The sequence below is a fragment of the Methylobacterium cerastii genome (assembly GCF_022179125.1).
Taxonomy (GTDB): Bacteria; Pseudomonadota; Alphaproteobacteria; order Rhizobiales; family Beijerinckiaceae; genus Methylobacterium; species Methylobacterium cerastii.
This window is the reverse complement of sequence record NZ_BPQG01000046.1, coordinates 46,019-65,156: the sequence shown is the minus strand read 5'-3', so window position 1 is coordinate 65,156 and position 19,138 is coordinate 46,019. Positions and strand designations below refer to the sequence as shown.

General features: G+C 70.6%; 16 protein-coding genes. 10 read left to right on the top strand and 6 right to left on the bottom strand.

Annotated elements, in window-relative coordinates; translation table 11 throughout:
- Positions 1–80 precede the first annotated feature (80 nt).
- On the bottom strand, positions 81–1,352 hold the full coding sequence (locus MFF13_RS15125) for an SPFH domain-containing protein (protein WP_238272458.1): 1,272 nt from the start codon (positions 1,350–1,352) through the stop codon (positions 81–83).
- Between the two features lie 234 nt (positions 1,353–1,586).
- A complete protein-coding gene (locus tag MFF13_RS15120; protein ID WP_147750931.1) occupies positions 1,587–1,886 on the bottom strand; it encodes a hypothetical protein in 300 nt (99 codons plus the stop codon).
- Between the two features lie 187 nt (positions 1,887–2,073).
- Between MFF13_RS15120 and MFF13_RS15115 the strand changes: the two genes are divergently transcribed.
- The 6 genes from MFF13_RS15115 to MFF13_RS15090 all read left to right on the top strand — a co-directional run bounded on the left by MFF13_RS15115 (position 2,074) and on the right by MFF13_RS15090 (position 9,558).
- On the top strand, positions 2,074–2,499 hold the full coding sequence (locus MFF13_RS15115; protein WP_147764263.1) for a hypothetical protein: 426 nt from the start codon (positions 2,074–2,076) through the stop codon (positions 2,497–2,499).
- Positions 2,500–2,735: 236 nt separating this feature from the next.
- Complete coding sequence (locus tag MFF13_RS15110) at positions 2,736–2,939, top strand: hypothetical protein (protein WP_147750933.1); 204 nt, start codon at positions 2,736–2,738, stop codon at positions 2,937–2,939.
- A 155-nt stretch (positions 2,940–3,094) separates the two neighbouring features.
- Positions 3,095–3,289: a hypothetical protein gene (locus MFF13_RS15105; RefSeq protein ID WP_147750934.1), complete on the top strand. Its 195-nt coding sequence runs from the start codon at positions 3,095–3,097 to the stop codon at positions 3,287–3,289.
- Positions 3,290–3,678: 389 nt separating this feature from the next.
- Positions 3,679–3,969: a hypothetical protein gene (locus tag MFF13_RS15100; RefSeq protein WP_147828628.1), complete on the top strand. Its 291-nt coding sequence runs from the start codon at positions 3,679–3,681 to the stop codon at positions 3,967–3,969.
- A 120-nt stretch (positions 3,970–4,089) separates the two neighbouring features.
- A complete protein-coding gene (locus tag MFF13_RS15095) occupies positions 4,090–7,008 on the top strand; it encodes a bifunctional [glutamine synthetase] adenylyltransferase/[glutamine synthetase]-adenylyl-L-tyrosine phosphorylase (protein WP_147828627.1) in 2,919 nt (972 codons plus the stop codon).
- Positions 7,009–7,134: 126 nt separating this feature from the next.
- Positions 7,135–9,558 (top strand): MASE4 domain-containing protein, encoded by a 2,424-nt coding sequence (locus MFF13_RS15090; protein ID WP_238272457.1) that lies wholly within the window; start codon positions 7,135–7,137, stop codon positions 9,556–9,558.
- Here the strand turns inward: MFF13_RS15090 and MFF13_RS15085 are convergent.
- Positions 9,542–10,645 (bottom strand): OpgC family protein, encoded by a 1,104-nt coding sequence (locus tag MFF13_RS15085; RefSeq protein ID WP_238272456.1) that lies wholly within the window; start codon positions 10,643–10,645, stop codon positions 9,542–9,544. The two genes, MFF13_RS15090 and MFF13_RS15085, sit on opposite strands and share 17 nt — an antisense overlap.
- A gap of 336 nt (positions 10,646–10,981) precedes the next feature.
- Here MFF13_RS15085 and oxlT point away from each other — a divergent pair, with 336 nt between their 5' ends.
- The 3 genes from oxlT to MFF13_RS15070 all read left to right on the top strand — a co-directional run bounded on the left by oxlT (position 10,982) and on the right by MFF13_RS15070 (position 14,940).
- Complete coding sequence (gene oxlT, locus MFF13_RS15080; protein ID WP_238272455.1) at positions 10,982–12,268, top strand: oxalate/formate MFS antiporter; 1,287 nt, start codon at positions 10,982–10,984, stop codon at positions 12,266–12,268.
- A gap of 152 nt (positions 12,269–12,420) precedes the next feature.
- Positions 12,421–14,184 (top strand): oxalyl-CoA decarboxylase, encoded by a 1,764-nt coding sequence (gene oxc, locus MFF13_RS15075; protein ID WP_147828624.1) that lies wholly within the window; start codon positions 12,421–12,423, stop codon positions 14,182–14,184.
- Positions 14,185–14,247: 63 nt separating this feature from the next.
- Positions 14,248–14,940, top strand: a complete 693-nt coding sequence (locus MFF13_RS15070) for an alpha/beta hydrolase (protein ID WP_147750940.1) — start codon at positions 14,248–14,250, stop codon at positions 14,938–14,940.
- A gap of 12 nt (positions 14,941–14,952) precedes the next feature.
- Here MFF13_RS15070 and MFF13_RS15065 read toward each other — a convergent pair whose 3' ends face one another.
- From MFF13_RS15065 to MFF13_RS15055, 3 genes are all read right to left on the bottom strand, one after another.
- Positions 14,953–16,131 (bottom strand): HPP family protein, encoded by a 1,179-nt coding sequence (locus tag MFF13_RS15065; protein WP_147828623.1) that lies wholly within the window; start codon positions 16,129–16,131, stop codon positions 14,953–14,955.
- A 302-nt stretch (positions 16,132–16,433) separates the two neighbouring features.
- The gene (frc, locus tag MFF13_RS15060) at positions 16,434–17,684 is read right to left on the bottom strand and encodes a formyl-CoA transferase (protein WP_147764255.1); all 1,251 of its coding nucleotides are present in this window, start codon (positions 17,682–17,684) and stop codon (positions 16,434–16,436) included.
- 202 nt (positions 17,685–17,886) lie between these two features.
- Positions 17,887–18,306, bottom strand: coding sequence for a PAS domain-containing protein (locus tag MFF13_RS15055; protein WP_147764254.1), 420 nt, complete (start codon positions 18,304–18,306; stop codon positions 17,887–17,889).
- A 366-nt stretch (positions 18,307–18,672) separates the two neighbouring features.
- Here MFF13_RS15055 and MFF13_RS15050 point away from each other — a divergent pair, with 366 nt between their 5' ends.
- A complete protein-coding gene (locus tag MFF13_RS15050) occupies positions 18,673–19,116 on the top strand; it encodes an OsmC family protein (protein WP_147814925.1) in 444 nt (147 codons plus the stop codon).
- Positions 19,117–19,138: the final 22 nt, after the last annotated feature.

Below are 19,138 nucleotides of genomic sequence, written 5' to 3'. Positions count from 1 at the left end.
CCGGCCCGAATCGTCTCCGGGTCGGTCGCAGTCCGGAAGGAGGGCGGCGCCTCGCCGCGCACATGTGCGAGGCGCGTCGATCAGGGCGCGGCGGGCGCCGGTGCGCTCGGCTGAAGCCAGGCCTTGAGCGCGTCGAGCCAGCCGGCGGGCAGCACCACCCAGTTCGGCAGCGCCGGCAGGACGTTGGCGGCCGAGCCGTTCCAGCGGCCGGCGAGGGTCTGGCGGCCTTGGGCGTCCATCTCGCGGATCTTGAGGTCTAGGATCTTCTCCTGGATCGGCAGCGTCTGCATCTGCACCTGCGCCGACTGCGCGTGCTTCATCGCCATGAAGCTCATGTCGATCGCCTTCTGGATCTCGGGGTTGTCGAAGGTCAGGCCTTCGGCATAGCCCAAGGTGGTCACCGTGATCCCCATCGGCTCGTAGACCCGGCGGACCTCCTTCTCGACAGCCTCGATGATCGCGACCTTGCCGTGGATCGCCTTGTCGGTGGTGCGTCGGCCGAACTCCTTGGCCATCGCCGCCTGGACCGTCCGGTGCACGTTCTCGTCGACGACCTCGGCCAGCGACTTGCCCTGGATCACGCTGGCGAAGTTCACCTGCGGGTCGGCGGCGTTGCCGCCCGCGGCCCGCGCGCCGAACCAGTAGACGAACTTGCTCGCATCCTCCTCCTTCGCGAAGGCCGAGACCACGATTCCGGCGCGCAGGGTCACGGAATCGGCGGTCTCGAAGCGGATGCCCTGGTCGCGGACGGAGGTGCCGCGCTCGGTCGCGCTCACCCATTCGCGCGAGACCGGCGACCGGTCGACGAGCATCAGCCGCGCGGCGGGGACGAAGTAGTCGTAGGCCCAGCCCGGGTTGCGGATCAGCGTATGCGGGATCTGGATCCGCTTCATCGCGACCTTGCGCTCGTTGAGGAACTGCTCGGACATGAAGGCCGCCTGGCCGGACTTCGTCTCGCCGACCTCGGGGATGAGGAACGCGGTCTGGTTCGGCAGGACCTCGACGAATTCGGGATAGTCGCGCGTGTCGTAATAGGCCTGCGCCGGCTCGGGTCGCCCCTCGATCAGGAGGCCCGCGACCGCGAACCCGGCATATCCGGCACCGCGCCGGCCGACGAGCCAGATCGCCGCGAGCGCCGCCACGGACAGGATCGCGGCGAGCGGGCCGGCGCCGTCCAGGGCGGTGGCGGCCCAGGCGGCCTCCGCCGCCGGCCAGTCGGAATCCTGGAATTGCCGGGCGGCGATGCGGCCGGACTGCGCGGCGCCGAGCCGGTCGCCCGTGCCGGCGCGCAGGACGAGGAAGTCCACGCCGACGACGAGCGTCGTCAGCGCGATCCGAACGGAGGTGTTCATGGGGGTGGGTCTGCAGCGAGACGTGAAACGCCCCAGATGGCTTGGGGCCGTCACCGTGGGCGGAGGGCGCTCCGGAGTCTCGCCGGGGCCGCGTCACGCGGTGTTCGCCGGCCGGAATGGCGGCGGACAGCGGTTATGGTCGCCCTACCGCGTGTGCGCCGCAACACAATTGCGACGCCTGGAGCTTGCGGCGCCCGCAACGAAGCCATGCGAATCGTGCAGGGCGCCGAGAAGCTAACGGCCGAGCGAAGGACCGCCGGCGGCGCCGCCGGTGCCGGGCGGACCGCTGGTCGGCGTCCCGCCGATGTTCACGTTCGGGGTCGTGCCGGGAACCGACATGTTGCTCGGGTTGGCCTCGTTCCCGCGGGTGATCGGGCTCGGCCCGAGGTCGCGCGCGCCGCCGCCGACGCCCCCGGTGCCGGGCGGGGGCGCGACGCCGGTGTTGCCGGCGCCCCCCGTCACGATCTGCGCCGAGGCGGGACCGGCCAGGATCAATCCGAGCGCGGAGGCGAGGGCGAGCGTCGTGCGGGTCATCGGTCTGTCCAGGTCCGGGGGCGGTCGCACCGATTCGGCGCAAGCGCACGGCAACGGGCGGAGACGCCGGAGGTTCATCCGGGCAGGGTGCGGACCCGCGAGCGCGGTCCCGCGTTCGAGGCTTCGAGACGGTGTTTCGCCCACGCGGCGTCTCGAAGGACGAACCGGGCTGGTGGAGGAGACTGCGATGCGGCGTTCACTTCGTGCGGCCTGGCCGCTCGCGGCCCTGGCGATGGCGCTCGCGGGTGCTCCGAGCGCGTTCGCCCAGGCCGTCTCGGCCCCCCCGTCGGGCACCGCGACGGCGACGCCGGAGGACGCGATCCTGCTGACGGTCTTCCTGAAGCACGACCAGTCGCGGCCGCTCGCCGAGCTGAACGCGCAGCTGGCGCGGCAAGGCTTCTACAAGGCTTTCCCGCCGCCCGGCATCGAGGTGGTGTCGTGGAACGTCGTGATGGGCGTCGGCCAGATCGTGGTGCTGCGCCTGCCTGCGACCCGTCTTCGCGAGATCAATCGCGTGCTGGAGGACACCGCGTGGGGTGCCTACCGCACTGAATTCTTCCCGACCTACGACTTCAAGGCCGTCGGCCTCGGCGAGCACGAGAAGGCCCGGTAGTCCGTGCGGCCGAACATCGATTGGTCAGGCATTCGACAAGATCGGCGTCCGCCGATGCAGCGTTCGCGCCGCGCGCCACCGTAGGTCGGCAGGCCGATCCAAGCTCACGATTTTCACGCGTGCCGCCAGGATCGCGCAGCCCAAGGACTCGCTTCGCGGAGCGCCCGATGCGGCATCTGCATCCGCGGTTTCAGTCCGGACTTGGACTGGAACCGCGTCCGTGGCATAATAGGCTCATGAGCGAGACATCAACGAACATCCATCCGTACTCCCTGGAGATCATTCCCCCGAAGGCCGACGGCGGCTCCTACCAGTGGGCCATCCGTAAGAACGGCAAGCTGACCCAGCGCTCCGACCGGAGCCTGCCCAGCGAGGCGAAGGCCCGCGAGAGCGGCCTGGGGCAGATCGAGAAGCTCCTGTCGGGCGTCGGCGACCGCTAAACGGTCGAACACGCATCAGCGTATTCAACGAAAGGCGCGGCGCGGACCTCACGGTTCGCGCCGTTCCGTTTTCCGGCACAACCCGTCGCCGATTTGGCACACGGGGTTCGACCGGAGATGGTTGCCAAGTCGGCGCCGGCGCCAATGTAATGTCGATGCTCGACACGAACCGCCAAGCCCAGCCCGTCGTTGCCAAGCCGGATGCGACGCCGACCCTCGACGCGTTGACCCGCCAGCGCCTCGGGCGCCACCTCCAGGCGCTCTACGAGCCGGTGATCGACGAAGCGCTCGATCCGCGCTTGGCCGAACTGATGCGGCAGCTCGACCACGACCGGCAGCTCGGGTCGTGAGGCTTCGTCCGACCGCGTGACGAGAGAAACCCGGCCGGCGCGCTTAGTAGTCCGAGCGGACCAACCGAGGCTTGCATGGTGCGGCGCGAAGGGTTATTTGTGCATTGCGGGATAGCGATGGCGTCGCCGTACCGCTGCCCATCTTGGGCGTTTCCTCCCTAGACTTCGGGCCGCTCCTTTGGGGGCGGCCTTTTTTCTGCCCGGGGTCCGCCTCTTAGCGGCGACGGCATCCGCTCACAAGCACGATGGGGCGTCCTGCGAGGGCCGCCGCGATGACATCTCGGCGAGCGGAGGGCATCGAGCCGCGAGGGATGGCCGCCCGTTCGATGACCCAGCGCCCAAGCCTCGCTTAACAGACACGGCCACGACGATTCGAAAGGACCCGGCGCATGACCAACGTGATTCGCCCGACTTTCAGTCGCCCGCCGCAGCCCGACGCCGAGGTGCCCGAGGAGATCGCGCTCGAACCGCTGCGGATCTACGGCGAGGCGGCCGGCCACGTCGTCGCCCTGGTGGCCGATCCCGGCTCGCCGGCGGGCGAAGTGTTGAAAGTCGTCGTCGGGCCGCTTGTCGGCGACCGCGTCGAGGCCGTCGCGGTCCTGCCCCGGACGGAGGCCGGCGAGATCGATGCCGAACGCGTCGGCATGGCGGTGCTGCGCACGCTCGAGATGCTGGAATAGGCCCCCGCGGTCCCGGCGGGACGCGCGCGCATCCCCAAGCGGATCGCGATCGGATAGCGTGCCAGCCGATTGGAGGACCGGCACGCGGGCCTCGACATTCCGGCCACGGACGGGTCGCCGATGCCAGCCCTCGGTTCGTTACACGATCGCCTGCGGGCGGCACCCGGCCTACATGATCCGGGCACCGCCGCCGCGCGCCTCGGCGACGTCGAGCCCGCCTTTCCGCCGGGGTTCGTCACGCCGCCGGTGCGCGCGCTCCTCCTCGGGATCGCCGACCACGCCCCCTTCCTATGGCGGCTGATCGCACAGGCGCCGGACCGGTTCGTGGCGCTGGCGGGCCAGGCCCCGGAGGCGGCGGACGCGGCGATCACGGCACGGCAGCGGGCCGCGGGTCGCACGGGCGGAACGAAGCCGAACCTCGCCGCGATCGGGCAGGTCCTTCGGCGCAACCGCGCGGAGCACGCCCTGCTCGTGGCGCTCGCCGACCTCGGCGGCCTGTGGGACTTGGCCACCGTGACAAAGGCCCTGTCGGACTTCGCCGACGCGTCGGTCGGCGCCGCCGCCGACGCGCTCCTGCTCCAGGCCGCGGGCACGGGGAAGTTTCGCCCGGCCGACCCCGAGGCCCCCCAAGCCGGCTCGGGCCTCGTGGTCCTGGGCCTCGGCAAGCTCGGCGGGGGCGAGCTCAACTATTCCAGCGACGTCGACCTGATCATGTTCTTCGACGCCGCCGTCGCGCCGCTCGGCGAGAACGTCGAGGCGAAACCGTTCTTCGCCAAGCTCGCGCAGGGCATCGCGAAGCTCCTGGAAGAGCGCACGTCCGAGGGCTACGTCCACCGCGTCGACTACCGGCTGCGGCCCGATCCCGGCTCGACAGCGGTCGCGCTCTCCACCGACTTCGCCTTCGACTACTACCAGTCGCTCGGCCAGAACTGGGAGCGGGCGGCCTTCATCAAGGCGCGGCCGATCGCCGGAGACCGCGCCGCCGGGGCACGGTTCCTCGCCGAGCTGACGCCCTTCATCTGGCGCAAGTACTTCGATTTCGCCGCCATCGCCGACATCCACGCGATGAAGCGCCAGATCCACGTGGTGCGCGGCCACGAGGCGCTGGCGGTGGTCGGCCACGACATCAAGCTCGGCCGCGGCGGCATCCGCGAGATCGAGTTCTTCGTGCAGACCCAGCAACTGGTCTTCGGCGGGCGGCGGCCCGAACTGCGCGGCAGCCGTACGGTGCCGATGCTCGGCGCGCTGACGCAGGCCGGCTGGATCGACGCCGCCGCCCGCGACGAGCTTGCCGCGGCCTACGCGTTCCTGCGCACGATCGAGCATCGCCTGCAGATGCGGCGCGACGAGCAGACCCAGCGCCTGCCGCTTGACGGCGACGACCTCGCAGCCTTCGCGCGGTTCTGCGGCTTCGAGACCCGCGGCGCGTTCGAGGCGGCGCTCCTGCGCCATGCCGGCCGGGTGCAGGCCCATTACGTCCTGCTGTTCGAGACCGCGCCGAGCCTGTCGGCAGAGGTCGGCGACCTCGTCTTCAGCGGCAGCGAGGACGATCCCGCGACGCTGGCGACCTTGGCAGCCCTCGGCTTCACCGATCCGGCCCGTACCGTCGAGACCGTGCGCGGCTGGCATTTCGGGCGCCGGCCAGCGGTGCGGACCGCCCGCGCCCGCGCCGTGCTGACCGAGCTTCTGCCGAGCTTGCTCCAGGCGCTCGGCGGCACCGCGGAGCCGGATGCGGCGCTCAACACCCTCGACCACGCCTTCGCCCGGATGCCGGACGCGTCCGAGCTCCTGACGATCCTGCTGGCGCACGAACGCCTGCGCCTGCTGTTCTCCGACATCCTCGGCACCGCGCCGCGGCTGGCCGCTACCGTCGGGACCGGCCCGCACGTGCTCGACGCGGTGCTCGACCCGGACTTCGTCGCGCCGACGACCGATCCAGCCGCGGTCGCCGCGCAGTACGCGGCGCTGGTCGGCAGCCCGGCCGACCACGAGACCTTCCTCGACCGCAGCCGCGACGCCGCCCGGCAACTGCGCTTCGTCACCGGCGCGCGCCTGCTCTCGGGCATCCTGTCGGCGGCCCAGGCCGGCGAGGCCTATTCGACGATCGCCGAAGCTGCGGTCACTGCGAGCCTCGCAGCGGTCGAGCGCGTCTTCGCCGCGGAATACGGCGCCGTGCCGAAGGGGCGCTGCGCGATCCTCGCCATCGGCCGCCTCGGCTCGCGCCAGCTCACGGCGGAGTCCGACCTCGACCTCGTGATCGTCTACGACTTCGACCCCGAGGACCGGACCACGACGGGACGGCGGGCGATCGACGCGGTGGTGGCCTACAACCGCCTCGCACAACGGCTCTACGCGGCGCTGACGGTCCAGACCCGCCGCGGTGGTCTCTACGCCGTGGACCTCCGCCTGCGGCCCGGCGGCGAGCACAGCCCGACGGCGGTGCAGGTCCGCGGCTTCCTTGCCTACCACCGGAGCGAGGCCGAGGTCTGGGAGCACATGGTGCTGACCCGGGCGCGGGTGATCGCGGGCGACCCGGGCCTCGGCGCCGAGATCGAAGCCGGTATCCGCGAGACGGTGGCGCAGGTCCGCGACGCCGGTGCGGTGTGCCGGGCGGCGCGGGACATGCGCGGGCTGGTCGCGCGCGAGAAGGGCCATCGCGGGCCGCTCGACCTCAAGATGGCGTCGGGCGCCCTGCTCGACCTCGAGTTCCTCGCCCAGGCCCTGGTGCTCGGCCATGCGCACGAGCAGCCAGCGCTCGTCGGCGCCACCGCCGACGCGGTGCTGGAGCAGGCCGGCGCGAGCGGAGTGCTTCCCGTCGACGCCGCCGGGCGGCTCGCCGACGCCTATCGCCTGTTCGATGCCGTGCATCACTGGCAGCGCCTCGTCGGCGCGGACGGGACGGCGCCGTCGCGCGGCGCCCTGGCCCGGATGGCCACCGCGATGGGCGTGCCGAGCGCCGAGACCCTGGTGGCGCAGATCCAGGCCGAGCGTCGCGCAACCCGGAAGACCCTCCTCGGACTCCGCCGCGCGACGGACTGATCTCGCCGTCACAAATTGTGCCTCTCAGTTGCACATCTGCGATAGTTACAAGCATTGGGTTGTGGTAGGCCGACGCAATCCTGTCGTTTCGGCTTCACCCGTGGTGTCGCAAGGTCGGAGACCATCGTGAACGACGCCCCGCGCCCCGCCGACCTCACCACCTTCGCCAACGCGGCTCCGGGCCCGAGACAGCGACAGTTCGCCGGCTTGGTCTGCCTCGCCTTCGCCGCGCTGTCGCTCGCGCTGCTCCCGTTCGTCGGGCAGCCGATGGCGCCGATGCCGGGATTCGTCGCGAGCCATCAATCGGCGCTCACGGTGGTCTACGCGGTCACCACGGCGCTGTTCTTCGCGCAGTACCGGCGCACCCGCTCGGTGCCGCTGCTGGTGCTCTCGTCGGGCGGCCTCTACGTCACGCTGATCGTGGCGATCCAGCTCCTGAGCTTCCCGAACGTCTTCGGCACGGCTCGCATCCTCGGGTCGGCGCCGGCGACGACGACGTGGCTCTGGACCCTGTGGCACCTCGGGCCGCCGCTGTTCGCGCTGCCCTACGCGATCATGGAAGGCGACGGCCGGCGCCGGTCGATCGCCCCCGAACGGTCCGCATCCGTCGGGATCGCCGCGGCCGTCGGGGTCGCGGTGGCGGTCGCCGGTTTGACCTACCTCGTGGTCGCCCAGGTCGACCGGCTGCCGACCACCGTGGTCGGCGACGACTACTGGTCGCTCACCACCTCCGGCGTCGGGCCGGGGGTCGCCCTGCTCACCATCCTCTCGCTCGCGATCCTGTGCTGGACGACGCGCCTGCGCAGCCTGCTCCAGCTCTGGCTCGCGGTCTCGCTGTTCCTGCTCCTCCTCGACAACCTCGTGACGCTGACGGGCGCGTCCCGCGGCAGCGTCGGCTGGTTCTCTGGGCGGTTCGAGGCGCTGATCTCAGGCATCGTCGTGCTGTGCGCGTACCTGCACAAGGTGGACCTGCTCTACGGACATGCCGAGCGCATCGCCGAGGCGCGCGAGCGCCAGCGCGCCGACCTCCAGGTCGCCCGCGACCACCTCGCCATCGCGCTCGAAGCCGCCGACATGGGCGACTGGGAGTTCGACCTCGGCTCCGGCGTGTCGCGGCGGAGCCTGCGCCACGACGCCATCTTCGGTTACGACGCCCTGCAGCCGCGCTGGGACGTGGCGACGACCCTCGCGCACGTCCTCCCCGAGGATCGCGCGGCCGCCGAGGCCGCCTTCACCACCATCGCGACCGTGGGATCCCTGGACCTGCAATGCCGCATCCGGCGCGCGGGCGACGGGGCGACGCGCTGGATCGAGCTGAAGGGCCGGGCGATGCGCGACGAGGCCGGCCGCGCGACCGCGCTCGCCGGGATCGTCGTCGACACCACCGCGCGCCAGGACGCCGACGACCGCCTGAACCAGGCGCAGAAGATGGAGGCGATCGGCCAGCTCACCGGCGGCGTCGCCCACGACTTCAACAACCTGCTGACCATCGTCATCGGCAACCTCGACATGATCGTCCGCCGCCCCGCCGACGCGCAGCGGGTGGAGCGCCTCGCCGGCTCGGCGATGACCGCGGCCCGGCGCGGCGCCGAGGTCACCGAGAAGCTGCTGTCGTTCTCGCGCCGGCAGGTGCTGCGCCCCGAGACGGTCAACCCGAACCGTTTGCTCAAGGATTTCCGCACCCTGCTGGAGCGCGCCGTCGGCGAGACCATCGCCGTGACGTTCGACCTCGACGCCGCCCTCGATCCGGTGCGGCTCGACCCCGGCCAGTTCGAGAGCGCGATCCTCAACCTCGCGGTCAACGCCCGCGACGCGATGCCGTCCGGCGGCCGCCTGACGATCCGCACCGAGAACCTGACGGTGACGGATGAGGACGGCGCGGCGCTGCCGGACCTCGCGCCGGGGCAGTACGTCCACGTCGCGGTCGGCGATTCCGGCCAGGGCATGGATGCCGGCACCGCCGCCCGCGCCTTCGAGCCGTTCTTCACCACGAAGGAGGTCGGCAAGGGCACCGGCCTCGGCCTCAGCCAGGTCTACGGGTTCGCGCGCCAGGGCGGCGGGCAGGTGCTGCTGCGAAGCGAGGTCGGCGCGGGCACCACCGTGTCGATCTACCTGCCGCACTCGAAGGAGATCGCCACGCCGGCCCGGCCCGAGGGGCCGATGCCGCTGCGCCGCGCCACCGACGGCGAGGTGATCCTCGTCGTCGAGGACGAGCCGGCGGTGCTCGACATGGCGGTCGAGAGCCTGAGCGAGCTCGGCTACCGCACCCTGACCGCGACCCATGCCGCCGAGGCGCTCGCCCGGCTGAAAGGGCCGGAGCGGGTCGACATCCTGTTCTCAGACGTGGTGATGCCGGGCGGGATGAACGGGGTGCAGCTCTCGGTCGAGGCGCGCCGGCTCCGGCCCGGCCTCCGGGTGCTGCTCGCCTCCGGCTACACCGCCTCCGCCTTCGGGGAGGACGGCCTGCCCGCCGACCTGCCGCTGCTCAACAAGCCCTACGGCCGCGAGGACTTGGCCGACAAGCTGCGGGTGGTCATGGGGCGGCGCTGAGGCGCGCCCGCCGGTCGAGGAACCACGCCAGCGCGATCATCGCCGCGAGGCCGGCGACGTTGACGCCGACCTGCAGCGGCCAAGTCGGCCCGAAGGTGCGGTAGCTGATCCGGCCGATCAGCGCCGCGAGGCACCCGAGCGCGAACACCTCCAGGGAGTGGCGCCCGCACAGCTCGAGCCAGCGCAGGCGCGGGCTCGTGGTGAGGGCGTAGACGCGGGGAGACCCGAACAGCAGATAGATCACCGCCAGGATGTGGAGCAGCCGCAGCGGGGCGACGTGGCCCTTGTCCGGCGGCGCCATGGCGACGAGACTCAGGTCCGGCAGGTTCCAGGCGCTCCAGGGCGCGGCCTGCAGCAGCGAGACGGCGAGCATCAGCCAGCACGCGGCCCTCAGCCAGGCACGGCGCGGCAGCAGGCCGTCGCCGCCCCGGATGGCGACGGACAGCGCCATCCCGATCGCGAACAGGAACTGCCACGCGAACGGGTTGAAATACCAGCCGTCGTCGGCCGCGGCGTTGGGCAGGTTGAAGGCCGGGTCGAGGTTGGCGAGCAGCCAGATCAGGGCCGAGACGCCGAGCACGCCCCAGACGCTCCGGCGCATGCCGGCATAGTAGAGCGGGAAGGCGGCCAGCAGCACGATGTAGAGGGGCAGGATGTCGAGGTAGTTCGGCAAGGCGTTGAGCAGCAGCCCGCGCCACAGGCCGGACCACAGCCCCATCTGCAGCAGTGGCGCGACTCCGAAGCGGGGGACGAGGCCGGTCGCGTCCATCCAGGCCCGCACGATCAGCAGGGTGGCCAGCAGGAGAGCCGCCTGGAAGAGGTAGATGCGCAGGCACCGCCGTGCGACGCGCTTCAGGGTTTCGATCGTGCCGGCGCGGCGGAACAGGCCGCCATAGGCGGCCATCGCCGAGTATCCGGCAAACAGCACGAAGAGCTCCGCGGCGTCCGAGAAGCCGAGATTGTGCGGCGTGATCAGCGCCGGCGCGTTGTTGGGGATATGGTCGACGAAGATGATCAGCAGGGCCAGGCCGCGCAGCACGTCGACGCGCGGGTCGCGCTTGCGCGACGCGGGAGCGGGATCGGTCACGCGGGCAGTCGGTCGGGGGCGCAGGGCATCGGGCTCTCGTCGGGCGGGTTCGCACCCTGTCGCATGCCGCGCGCCCGTTGAGCCAGCGCGCATCACGGGCCTCCGGTCACGATGTGGTCGTCGATGGCCCTGGAAGGGCAGGGCACGGGTCTCGCGCCGCCGCGTTACCGAGAGGCAGAGCCACCGCCTTGCGCGGCCGCACGAAGAGGCCGCATGACAGAAAGCGGCAAGATAATACGTTTCCGCCGCCGCCCCGCCTCTGGTATATTGCATACCTGAGCAATCGATGCATGATGCATCCACGCGAACCGAGAGTCGCAGGCGGAGGAAACCGGGATGGAACGTCAGGACGCCCCTGCGGCGAAATGGTGGCAGCTCGCCTTCGGCGTGCTCTGCATGGCGATGATCGCCAACCTCCAATACGGCTGGACGCTGTTCGTCGATCCGATCGATGCCCAGCATCATTGGGGCCGGGCCTCGATCCAGCTCGCCTTCACCGTCTTCGTCGCCACCGAGACCTGGCTGGTCCCGGTCGAGGCCTGGTTCGTCGACAATTACGGACCCAAGATCGTCGTCGCCTTCGGCGGCGTGATGATCGCGCTGGCCTGGGTGATCAACGCCTATGCCGGCTCGCTGCCGATGCTCTACCTCGGCGCGGTGGTCGGCGGCATCGGCGCCGGGTCGGTCTACGGCACCTGCGTCGGCAACGCGCTGAAGTGGTTCCCGGATCGCCGGGGCCTCGCCGCCGGCGCCACCGCCGCCGGGTTCGGCGCGGGCGCCGCGATCACGGTGGTGCCGATCGCGAAGATGATCGCGTCGAGCGGCTACCAGAGCGCGTTCCTCACCTTCGGCCTGATCCAGGGCGCGGTGGTGGTGTTCCTCTCGATGTTCCTGCGCAAGCCGAGGAGCGCGGCCCCGGTGCAGCGCAAGCGCCACAACCTGCCCCAGAGCAAGGTCGACCGCACCCCGAGCGAGACCGTGCGCACCCCGGTCTTCTGGGTGATGTACGCGATGTTCGTGATGGTCGCCGCCGGCGGCCTGATGGCGGCGGCGCAGATCGCGCCGATCGCCCACGACTTCCACGTCGCCGACGTGCCGGTGAGCATGCTCGGCCTGACGATGGCGACGCTGACCCTGGCGATCTCGCTCGACCGGATCTTCGACGGGTTCGGGCGCCCGTTCTTCGGCTGGGTCTCCGACCAGATCGGGCGCGAGAACACGATGTTCATCGCGTTCTCGACCGCGGCGGTCGCGGTGCTGCTGCTGCTCAGCTACGGCACCATCCCGACGGTGTTCGTGCTGGCGACCGCCCTGTACTTCGGCGTGTTCGGCGAGATCTACTCGCTGTTCCCCGCCACCTGCGGCGACACCTTCGGCTCGAAGTTCGCCACCAGCAACGCCGGCCTGCTCTACACCGCCAAGGGCACGGCCTCGTTCCTGGTTCCCTTCGGCAGCCTCGTGGCGGCCGCCTACGGCTGGTACGCGGTGTTCGGCATGATCGTCGCCCTGAACCTCACCGCGGCGGCTTTGGCGATCTTCGTGCTCAAGCCGATGCGGGCGCGCTACCTCGCCCTCGACGAGACCGTGTCCGTGCCGAAGGCCGAGCCGATCCGGATCGCCTGACACCGGCGGGCCGGCGCCTCGCGCCGGCCCCGCCTCCGACGTCCGCCTCGTCGACCCGCCCCATCGACACCCCCATGGCGCGTGTCCTGCGACCAGCCATCCGAGGCCCAAGCCTCGGAGAGGCCCAACAACCATCCATTCGGGAGGCCGAGATGCCCGCGCACGCACAAGTCATCGACATGCATACCGCCGACGTGAACATGGCCGAGGCCGACACCCAGCCTGCGCTGACCGACGGGTTCCACCTCGTCATCGACGCGTTGAAGCTCAACGACATCAACACGATCTACGGCGTGCCGGGCATCCCGATCACCGATCTCGGGCGCCTAGCCCAGGCCGAGGGCATCCGGGTGATCTCGTTCCGGCACGAGCAGCATGCCGGCAACGCGGCGGCGATCGCCGGCTTCCTCACGAAGAAGCCGGGCATCTGCCTTACGGTCTCGGCGCCGGGCTTCCTCAACGGCCTGACGGCTTTGGCCAACGCCACCACCAACTGCTTCCCGATGATCCTGATCTCGGGCTCGTCCGAGCGCGAGATCGTCGACCTGCAGCAGGGCGACTACGAGGAGATGGACCAGCTCGCCATCGCCAAGCCCCTGTGCAAGGCGGCCTTCCGCGTGCTGCACGCCGCCGACATCGGCATCGGCGTGGCCCGCGCGATCCGCGCCGCCTGCTCCGGCCGTCCCGGCGGCGTCTACCTCGACCTGCCGGCCAAGCTCTTCGCGCAGGTGATGGACGCCGAGGCCGGCGCGAAGTCGCTGGTCAAGGTGATCGACCCGGCGCCCGCCCAGATCCCGGCGCCGGAAGCGATCGCGCGGGCGCTGGCCGTGCTGAAGACCGCGGAGCGCCCCCTGATCATCCTCGGCAAGGGCGCCGCCTACGCGCAGGCCGACGAGGCGGTCCGCGCGCTGGTCGAGACCAGCGGCATCCCCTACGTGCCGATGAGCATGGCCAAGGGCCTCCTGCCCGACACCCACCCGCTCTCGGCCGGCGCCGCGCGCTCGACGGTGCTGAAGGAGGCCGACGTCGTGCTCCTGGTCGGCGCCCGGCTGAACTGGCTGCTCTCGCACGGCAAGGGCAAGACCTGGGGCGCCCCGGGCTCCAAGAAGTTCATCCAGATCGACATCGAGCCGCGCGAGATGGATTCGAACGTCGAGATCGTCGCGCCGGTCGTCGGCGACATCGGCTCCTGCGTCGCGGCGCTGCTCGACGGGATGAAGGGCGGCTGGCCGGCGCCGCCCGCGGCCTGGACCGAGACGATCAAGGCGAAGAAGGACGCCAACATCGCCAAGATGGGCCAGCGCCTCCTGAAGAACTCGATCCCGATGGACTTCCACGGCGCGCTCGGCGTGCTGCGCACAATCATCAAGGAGCGCCCCGACGCGATCCTCGTCAACGAGGGCGCCAACACCCTCGATCTCGCCCGCGGCGTCATCGACATGTACCAGCCGCGCAAGCGCCTCGACGTCGGCACCTGGGGCATCATGGGCATCGGCATGGGCTTCGCCGTGGCGGCGGCCGTCGAGACCGGCAAGCCGGTGCTCGCGGTCGAGGGCGACTCGGCCTTCGGCTTCTCCGGCATGGAGGTCGAGACGATCTGCCGGTACGACCTGCCGGTCTGCATCGTGGTGTTCAACAACAACGGCATCTATCGCGGCACCGACGTGAACCCGTCGGGCGCGGCCGACGTGGCGCCGACCGTGTTCGTGAAGGACGCGCGCTACGACAAGATGATGGAGGCCTTCGGCGGCGTCGGCGTCAACGTCACGACGCCGGATGCGCTCCGCGAGGCGGTCAACGCGGCGATGGATTCGGGTCGTCCGACCCTGATCAACGCGGTGATCGATCCCTCTGCGGGCACCGAGAGCGGCAACATCGGCAGCCTCAACCCGCAGAGCACCGTGAAGCGGAAGTAAGTGCAGCCGGGCGAAGAGCGGGAGGGCGGTCGCCGCCCTCCCGCGACCATGGGAGCCGACGCGATGATCGATCCGCGCCTCGTCGGCCGCATCGCCTTCGCGCACCGGCTCCCCGTGAAGCCGCCGCTACCGCCGGGGCGTCACCCGCTCGGGCTGTTTCCGGAGCGCGACGCGATCCTCCACGTGCCGGCCCGGATCGACCCGCGAAGGGCCACGCCATTGGCGGTGCTGTTCCACGGCGGCGGGGGCGGCGCGGAGAAGATCCTGCCGATGCTGGAAGCCCACGCGGAGGCGCGCGGGTTCCTGCTGCTGGCCCCGCAATCGCTGTTCCCGACCTGGGACCTCGTCATCGCCGGCCACGGTCCCGACCGCGAGCGCCTCGAAGCCGCGCTCTCCGAGGTCGGATCGCGCTTCCTGCTCGATCCGTCGCATCTGGCCTTCGCCGGCCATTCGGACGGCGGTAGCTACGCCCTGTCCTCGGGGCTGACCAACGGGGACGTCGTCACCCACGTCATCGCCTCGTCCGCCGGCTTCCTGAGCGTGCAGGTCCAGACCGGGGCGCCGCGGGTCTTCGTCTCGCACGGCACCCGGGACGCGCAGATCGCGGTCGCGCATGGCGGCCGCAGCCATGCCGCGCAGCTCGAACGGGCCGGCTACGACACCACCTACGTCGAGTACGACGGCCCCCACGCCTACGACCCGGCGGTGGTGGCGCAGGCCGTCGCCTTCTTCCTCGACGTGCCGAACCCAGCCTGACGCCCCCTCGGATCAGGCCGGCGCCAGCATCCGCGGCGTCGGCACCTCGGCCTGGTGCCGCGTGGCGTCGGTGAGCAGGGCCGCCACGAGGTCGCCCTGCGAGACGATCCCGACGAGGCGGTCGTCCGGCCCGACCACCGGCAGATGGTGCAGGCCGAGCCCAGACATCTGCAGCACGACCTCGCCGATCGGGCTGTCCGGCCGCAGCGTCACGACAGGGCTCGTCATGATGTCCTCGACCGAGCCGTGCGGGGCGCGCCCGCGGGCCGCGGTCAGGCGCAGGCGGCGGAGGAGCCCAAGGCGCGGCCCGCGTCGGTCCCACGCCGCCTTGTCGAGGAGGTCGGTCTGCGTGACGATGCCGACCACGCGAGCACTCTCGTCGGTCACCGGCAGGACCTTGATGTGGTGGCGGCGCAGAAGGGCGAGCGCATCCATCAGCGGCGCGTGGGGGGCGATCGCCACCACGTCGCGGGTCATGATCGCGGCGCAGTCCGTCTGGCCCGAGCGACGGCGGGTGGCGCGGAGCTGCGCCTGCCGCAGGATCGCCTCGAGGTCGCTGCGCCCGACATCGAGGATCTGGTCGAAGTCTTCTAGCGCCGCATCGAGGTCCTCGCCGCTGAAGCCCAGCGGCGCGGCGACGGGATCGGTGCGGCCGGGCGCGGGCGCGATGCCGGGATGCGGGTAGGGGCGGCCGGTGAGGTTGTTGAAGAGGAGCGCCGCGGCGAGCAGCAGCAACGAGTTCACGCCGACCGGCCAGAGCACGAAGCCGTAGCCGAGGTCGTGGATCGCCGGGCCGCCCAGCACCGCGGTGAGCGCGACCGCGCCGCTCGGAGGGTGGACGCAGCGCAGCGCCATCATCGACCCGACGGCTCCTGCGATGGCCAGCGCCGCCGCCAGGATCGGATCGTGCACGAGCGCCGCGACGCTCACGCCGACGAGGGCCGCCACGAGGTTTCCGCCGACGATCGACCAGGGCTGCGCCAGCGGGCTCGCGGGCACGGCGAACAGCAGCACCGCGGAGGCGCCCATCGGCGCGATCAGGAAGGGCAGGGCGGTGGTCGGCCCCAATGCCCAGGCCGCGAGCGCCCCGGTGACGAGGATGCCGAGCATTGCGCCGAGCGCCGAGCGGGCGCGTTCCCGCAGGCTGAGCGGCGTCGCCGCCGGAACGAACCGGCGCCAAAGTGGCTGCATGGATCCGAGCCTTCGCGTGTTTTAGGGACGCGCCATTCCGACACCCGCGAAGGCCGCCGTCGTCGCACCGCCGGCAGGATCAAGCGCGGGTTCCTTCTCCCAGGGGGGAAGGACAGGATGAGGGGCGTGACATGTCCGGTTAGGTCACGCCCCTCACCCCAACCCTCTCCCCCTGGGAGAGGGGGCCGGTCGGTGCTTCGCGCGATCAATTTGATAGCTCCGAAGCAGCAGCAATGGATATGACGGAAGCCGCCCCGGTGCCTTTTCGGGCCGGAAGCGGCTTCGCTAGATCGTCGAACCGATCAGACCGCGCGGGCCTGGTGCAGCTCCTCGATCTGCTGCTGGGTGTAGCCGAGGTCGACCAGCACCTCGTCGGTGTGCTCGCCCAGCAGCGGCGACGACTTGATCTCGACGGTCATGTCCGAGAACTTGATCGGGCTTCCGACCGTCAGGTACGAGCCGAGATGGGGGTGAGGCACCTCGACGACCGTGCCGCTGGCGCGAAGGCTCGGATCGACAGAGATCTCCTTCATCGACATCACCGGCGCGCAGGGGATGTCGAACTTGCGCAGGATGTCGACCGCCTCGAACTTGGTCTTGTCGGCGAGCCATTCCTCGATCGTGCCGAAGATGTCCATGATCTTGTCCTGGCGGGCGGACGCGGTCTTGTAGGCCGGATCGTCGATCCACGCGTCCTTGCCGATCGCCCGGCAGATCGGCGCCCAGGCATGGCCCTGGATCGTGAAGTAGATGTAGGCGTTCGGGTCGGTCTCCCAGCCCTTGCACTTCAATACCCAGCCGGGCTGGCCGCCGCCGCCGGCGTTGCCGCCGCGCGGCACCACGTCCGTGAACGTGCCGTGCGGGTATTGCGGGTATTCCTCCAGGTAGCCGAGCGCATCGAGGCGCTGCTGGTCGCGCAGCTTCACGCGGCAGAGGTTCAGCACTGAATCCTGCATCGACACGGCGACCTTTTGGCCCTTGCCGGTCTTGTTCTTCTGGTGGAGCGCCGTGAGGATGCCGATGGCCAGGTGCATGCCGGTGTTGGAATCCCCGAGCGCCGCGGCGCTGACGGTGGGCGGCCCGTCCCAGAAGCCGGTGGTGGAGGCGGCCCCGCCCGCGCATTGGGCCACGTTCTCGTAGACCTTCAGGTCCTCGTAGTGGTGGCCGTCGGAGAAGCCCTTCACCGAGGCGACGATCATGCCCGGGTTGAGCTCGTTGATCCGCGGCCAGGAGAAGCCCATCCGGTCCAAGGCGCCGGGGCCGAAGTTCTCGACGAGCACGTCGGACTCGGCGATCAGCTTCTCCAGGACCTGCTTGCCCTCGGGGGTCTTGGTGTCCAGCGTCAGCGAACGCTTGTTGGAGTTCAACATCGTGAAGTAGAGCGCATCCGCGCCCTCGACGTGGCGCAGCTGGTTGCGGGTGACGTCGCCGGAGCCGGGGCGCTCGACCTTGATCACGTCGGCCCCGAACCAGGCCAGAAGCTGCGTGCAGGCCGGACCGGCCTGGACGTGGGTGAAGTCGATGATCTTGATCCCCTCGAGTGGCTTGCTCATCGTCGGCTTTTCCTCTCTTCGCGTGGACGGATGGCGACGCCGATCCTGGATCGGTGACGCACTCGGTGATCGAAGGCCGGGCTCATCTTCGGAGCCTCGGTCGGCGGTCACGTTGCTCTCGGCCGGATCTGCTCTCGCTTGCGAAAACCGGCCTTGACCTTGAATTCGTTGCCCGTTTCCGACGGGAGATCTTGATGATTGCTCAGGCTTCGAGCTCGGCGATGCGGCGGCGCATCGCCCGCTCCGCGTTCCAGCGTTCGGTCTCGTCGCGGATCACGGCGGTGATGCCGGTGACGGTCTCGTCCGCGTCGAACAGCATGCTCACGGTGAACGCGATCGATAGCGAACGACCGTCCTTGTGTAGGGCCGGCACGCGCAGCACCTCGGCGCCGTAGCGCGTCACCCCCGTCCGCATGGTCTTGTGGTAGCCGTCCCAGTGGCGCTGGCGGTGCCGGTCGGGCGTGATCAGGTCGAGAGTGCGCCCGATCGCCTCCTCCGGCGTGAACCCGAAGATGCGCTCCGCCGCGGCGTTCCACACGACGATCGCGCCGTCGGCGTCGGAGACCACGATCGCGTCGCCGGCATTCGAGACCAGTTGTTCGAAGTCGATCGCCCGAGACATGCAAGACGCTCATCGTTCCAGGACCCGTCGTCCGCCGCCGGTGGGCGAGGTCGTCGGTCGCGCGACCCGCGGGGGATGACGGCCGCGAGCGGAAGGCGGGATCAGCGGTCGGGAATTCGGCCAGGCATGGAAGCTCTCCCTGCGGCGGAGGCGGGCGGGGCTCGCGATCGTTGAGAACGATCCGGCCTCGGCTCGATTCCTTATATGGTATGTGGTATGCCAGAGCGGAAATCGCGTCAAGGCATGCGGAGCCGGCCCGGCGGCGCTTCGGTTTCAAATCGCGGATCTGTCAGGGGCAAGTCTGTCAGAGGAGGGGCCGGAACGCGGGGCGAGGCCGGGCATTCGGCAGGGTGGGGAGGACGCGGGATGACGGCGGCGCCGAGCATCACGATCACGCAGGTCGGCGACTACGTCTTCAGCGTGGATTTCAGTAAGGCCCTGCCGGCCCTGCGGGTCGACGAGGCGGAGCCGATCGGCGGTGGGACCGGGCCGCACCCGGAGCAGTTGCTGATCGCCGGCGTCGCGAACTGCCTGTGCGCCAGCCTCGTCTTCGCATTGGGCAAGTTCCGCCAGGACGGAGGCGGCGTCTCGGCCGAGGCCACCTGCCGCATCGGGCGCAACGACGACGAACGTCTGCGGATCGTCGGCGTCGACGTGCGGATCACCCTGGGCGCCACCGCCGCCGACATGCCGCGGATCGACCGGGTCCTGGATCAGTTCCAGCGGTTCTGCACCGTGTCCGAGAGCGTGAAGCTCGGCATTCCCATCGCCGTCTCGGTGCGTGACGGCACCGGGGCGCAACTGACCTAACCGGCGGTTCGAAGAACCCGCC

Excerpts from the sequence above, each read along its gene's own strand:
- oxc (WP_147828624.1), top strand. The coding sequence starts at position 12,421 with ATGCCCGCGCACGCACAAGTCATCGACATGCATACCGCCGACGTGAAC.
- frc (WP_147764255.1), bottom strand. The coding sequence starts at position 17,684 with ATGAGCAAGCCACTCGAGGGGATCAAGATCATCGACTTCACCCACGTC.
- MFF13_RS15125 (WP_238272458.1), bottom strand. The coding sequence starts at position 1,352 with ATGAACACCTCCGTTCGGATCGCGCTGACGACGCTCGTCGTCGGCGTG.
- MFF13_RS15095 (WP_147828627.1), top strand. The coding sequence starts at position 4,090 with ATGCCAGCCCTCGGTTCGTTACACGATCGCCTGCGGGCGGCACCCGGC.
- MFF13_RS15070 (WP_147750940.1), top strand. The coding sequence starts at position 14,248 with ATGATCGATCCGCGCCTCGTCGGCCGCATCGCCTTCGCGCACCGGCTC.
- MFF13_RS15115 (WP_147764263.1), top strand. The coding sequence starts at position 2,074 with ATGCGGCGTTCACTTCGTGCGGCCTGGCCGCTCGCGGCCCTGGCGATG.
- MFF13_RS15100 (WP_147828628.1), top strand. The coding sequence starts at position 3,679 with ATGACCAACGTGATTCGCCCGACTTTCAGTCGCCCGCCGCAGCCCGAC.
- MFF13_RS15110 (WP_147750933.1), top strand. The coding sequence starts at position 2,736 with ATGAGCGAGACATCAACGAACATCCATCCGTACTCCCTGGAGATCATT.
- MFF13_RS15050 (WP_147814925.1), top strand. The coding sequence starts at position 18,673 with ATGACGGCGGCGCCGAGCATCACGATCACGCAGGTCGGCGACTACGTC.
- oxlT (WP_238272455.1), top strand. The coding sequence starts at position 10,982 with ATGGAACGTCAGGACGCCCCTGCGGCGAAATGGTGGCAGCTCGCCTTC.
- MFF13_RS15105 (WP_147750934.1), top strand. The coding sequence starts at position 3,095 with ATGCTCGACACGAACCGCCAAGCCCAGCCCGTCGTTGCCAAGCCGGAT.
- MFF13_RS15120 (WP_147750931.1), bottom strand. The coding sequence starts at position 1,886 with ATGACCCGCACGACGCTCGCCCTCGCCTCCGCGCTCGGATTGATCCTG.
- MFF13_RS15055 (WP_147764254.1), bottom strand. The coding sequence starts at position 18,306 with ATGTCTCGGGCGATCGACTTCGAACAACTGGTCTCGAATGCCGGCGAC.
- MFF13_RS15065 (WP_147828623.1), bottom strand. The coding sequence starts at position 16,131 with ATGCAGCCACTTTGGCGCCGGTTCGTTCCGGCGGCGACGCCGCTCAGC.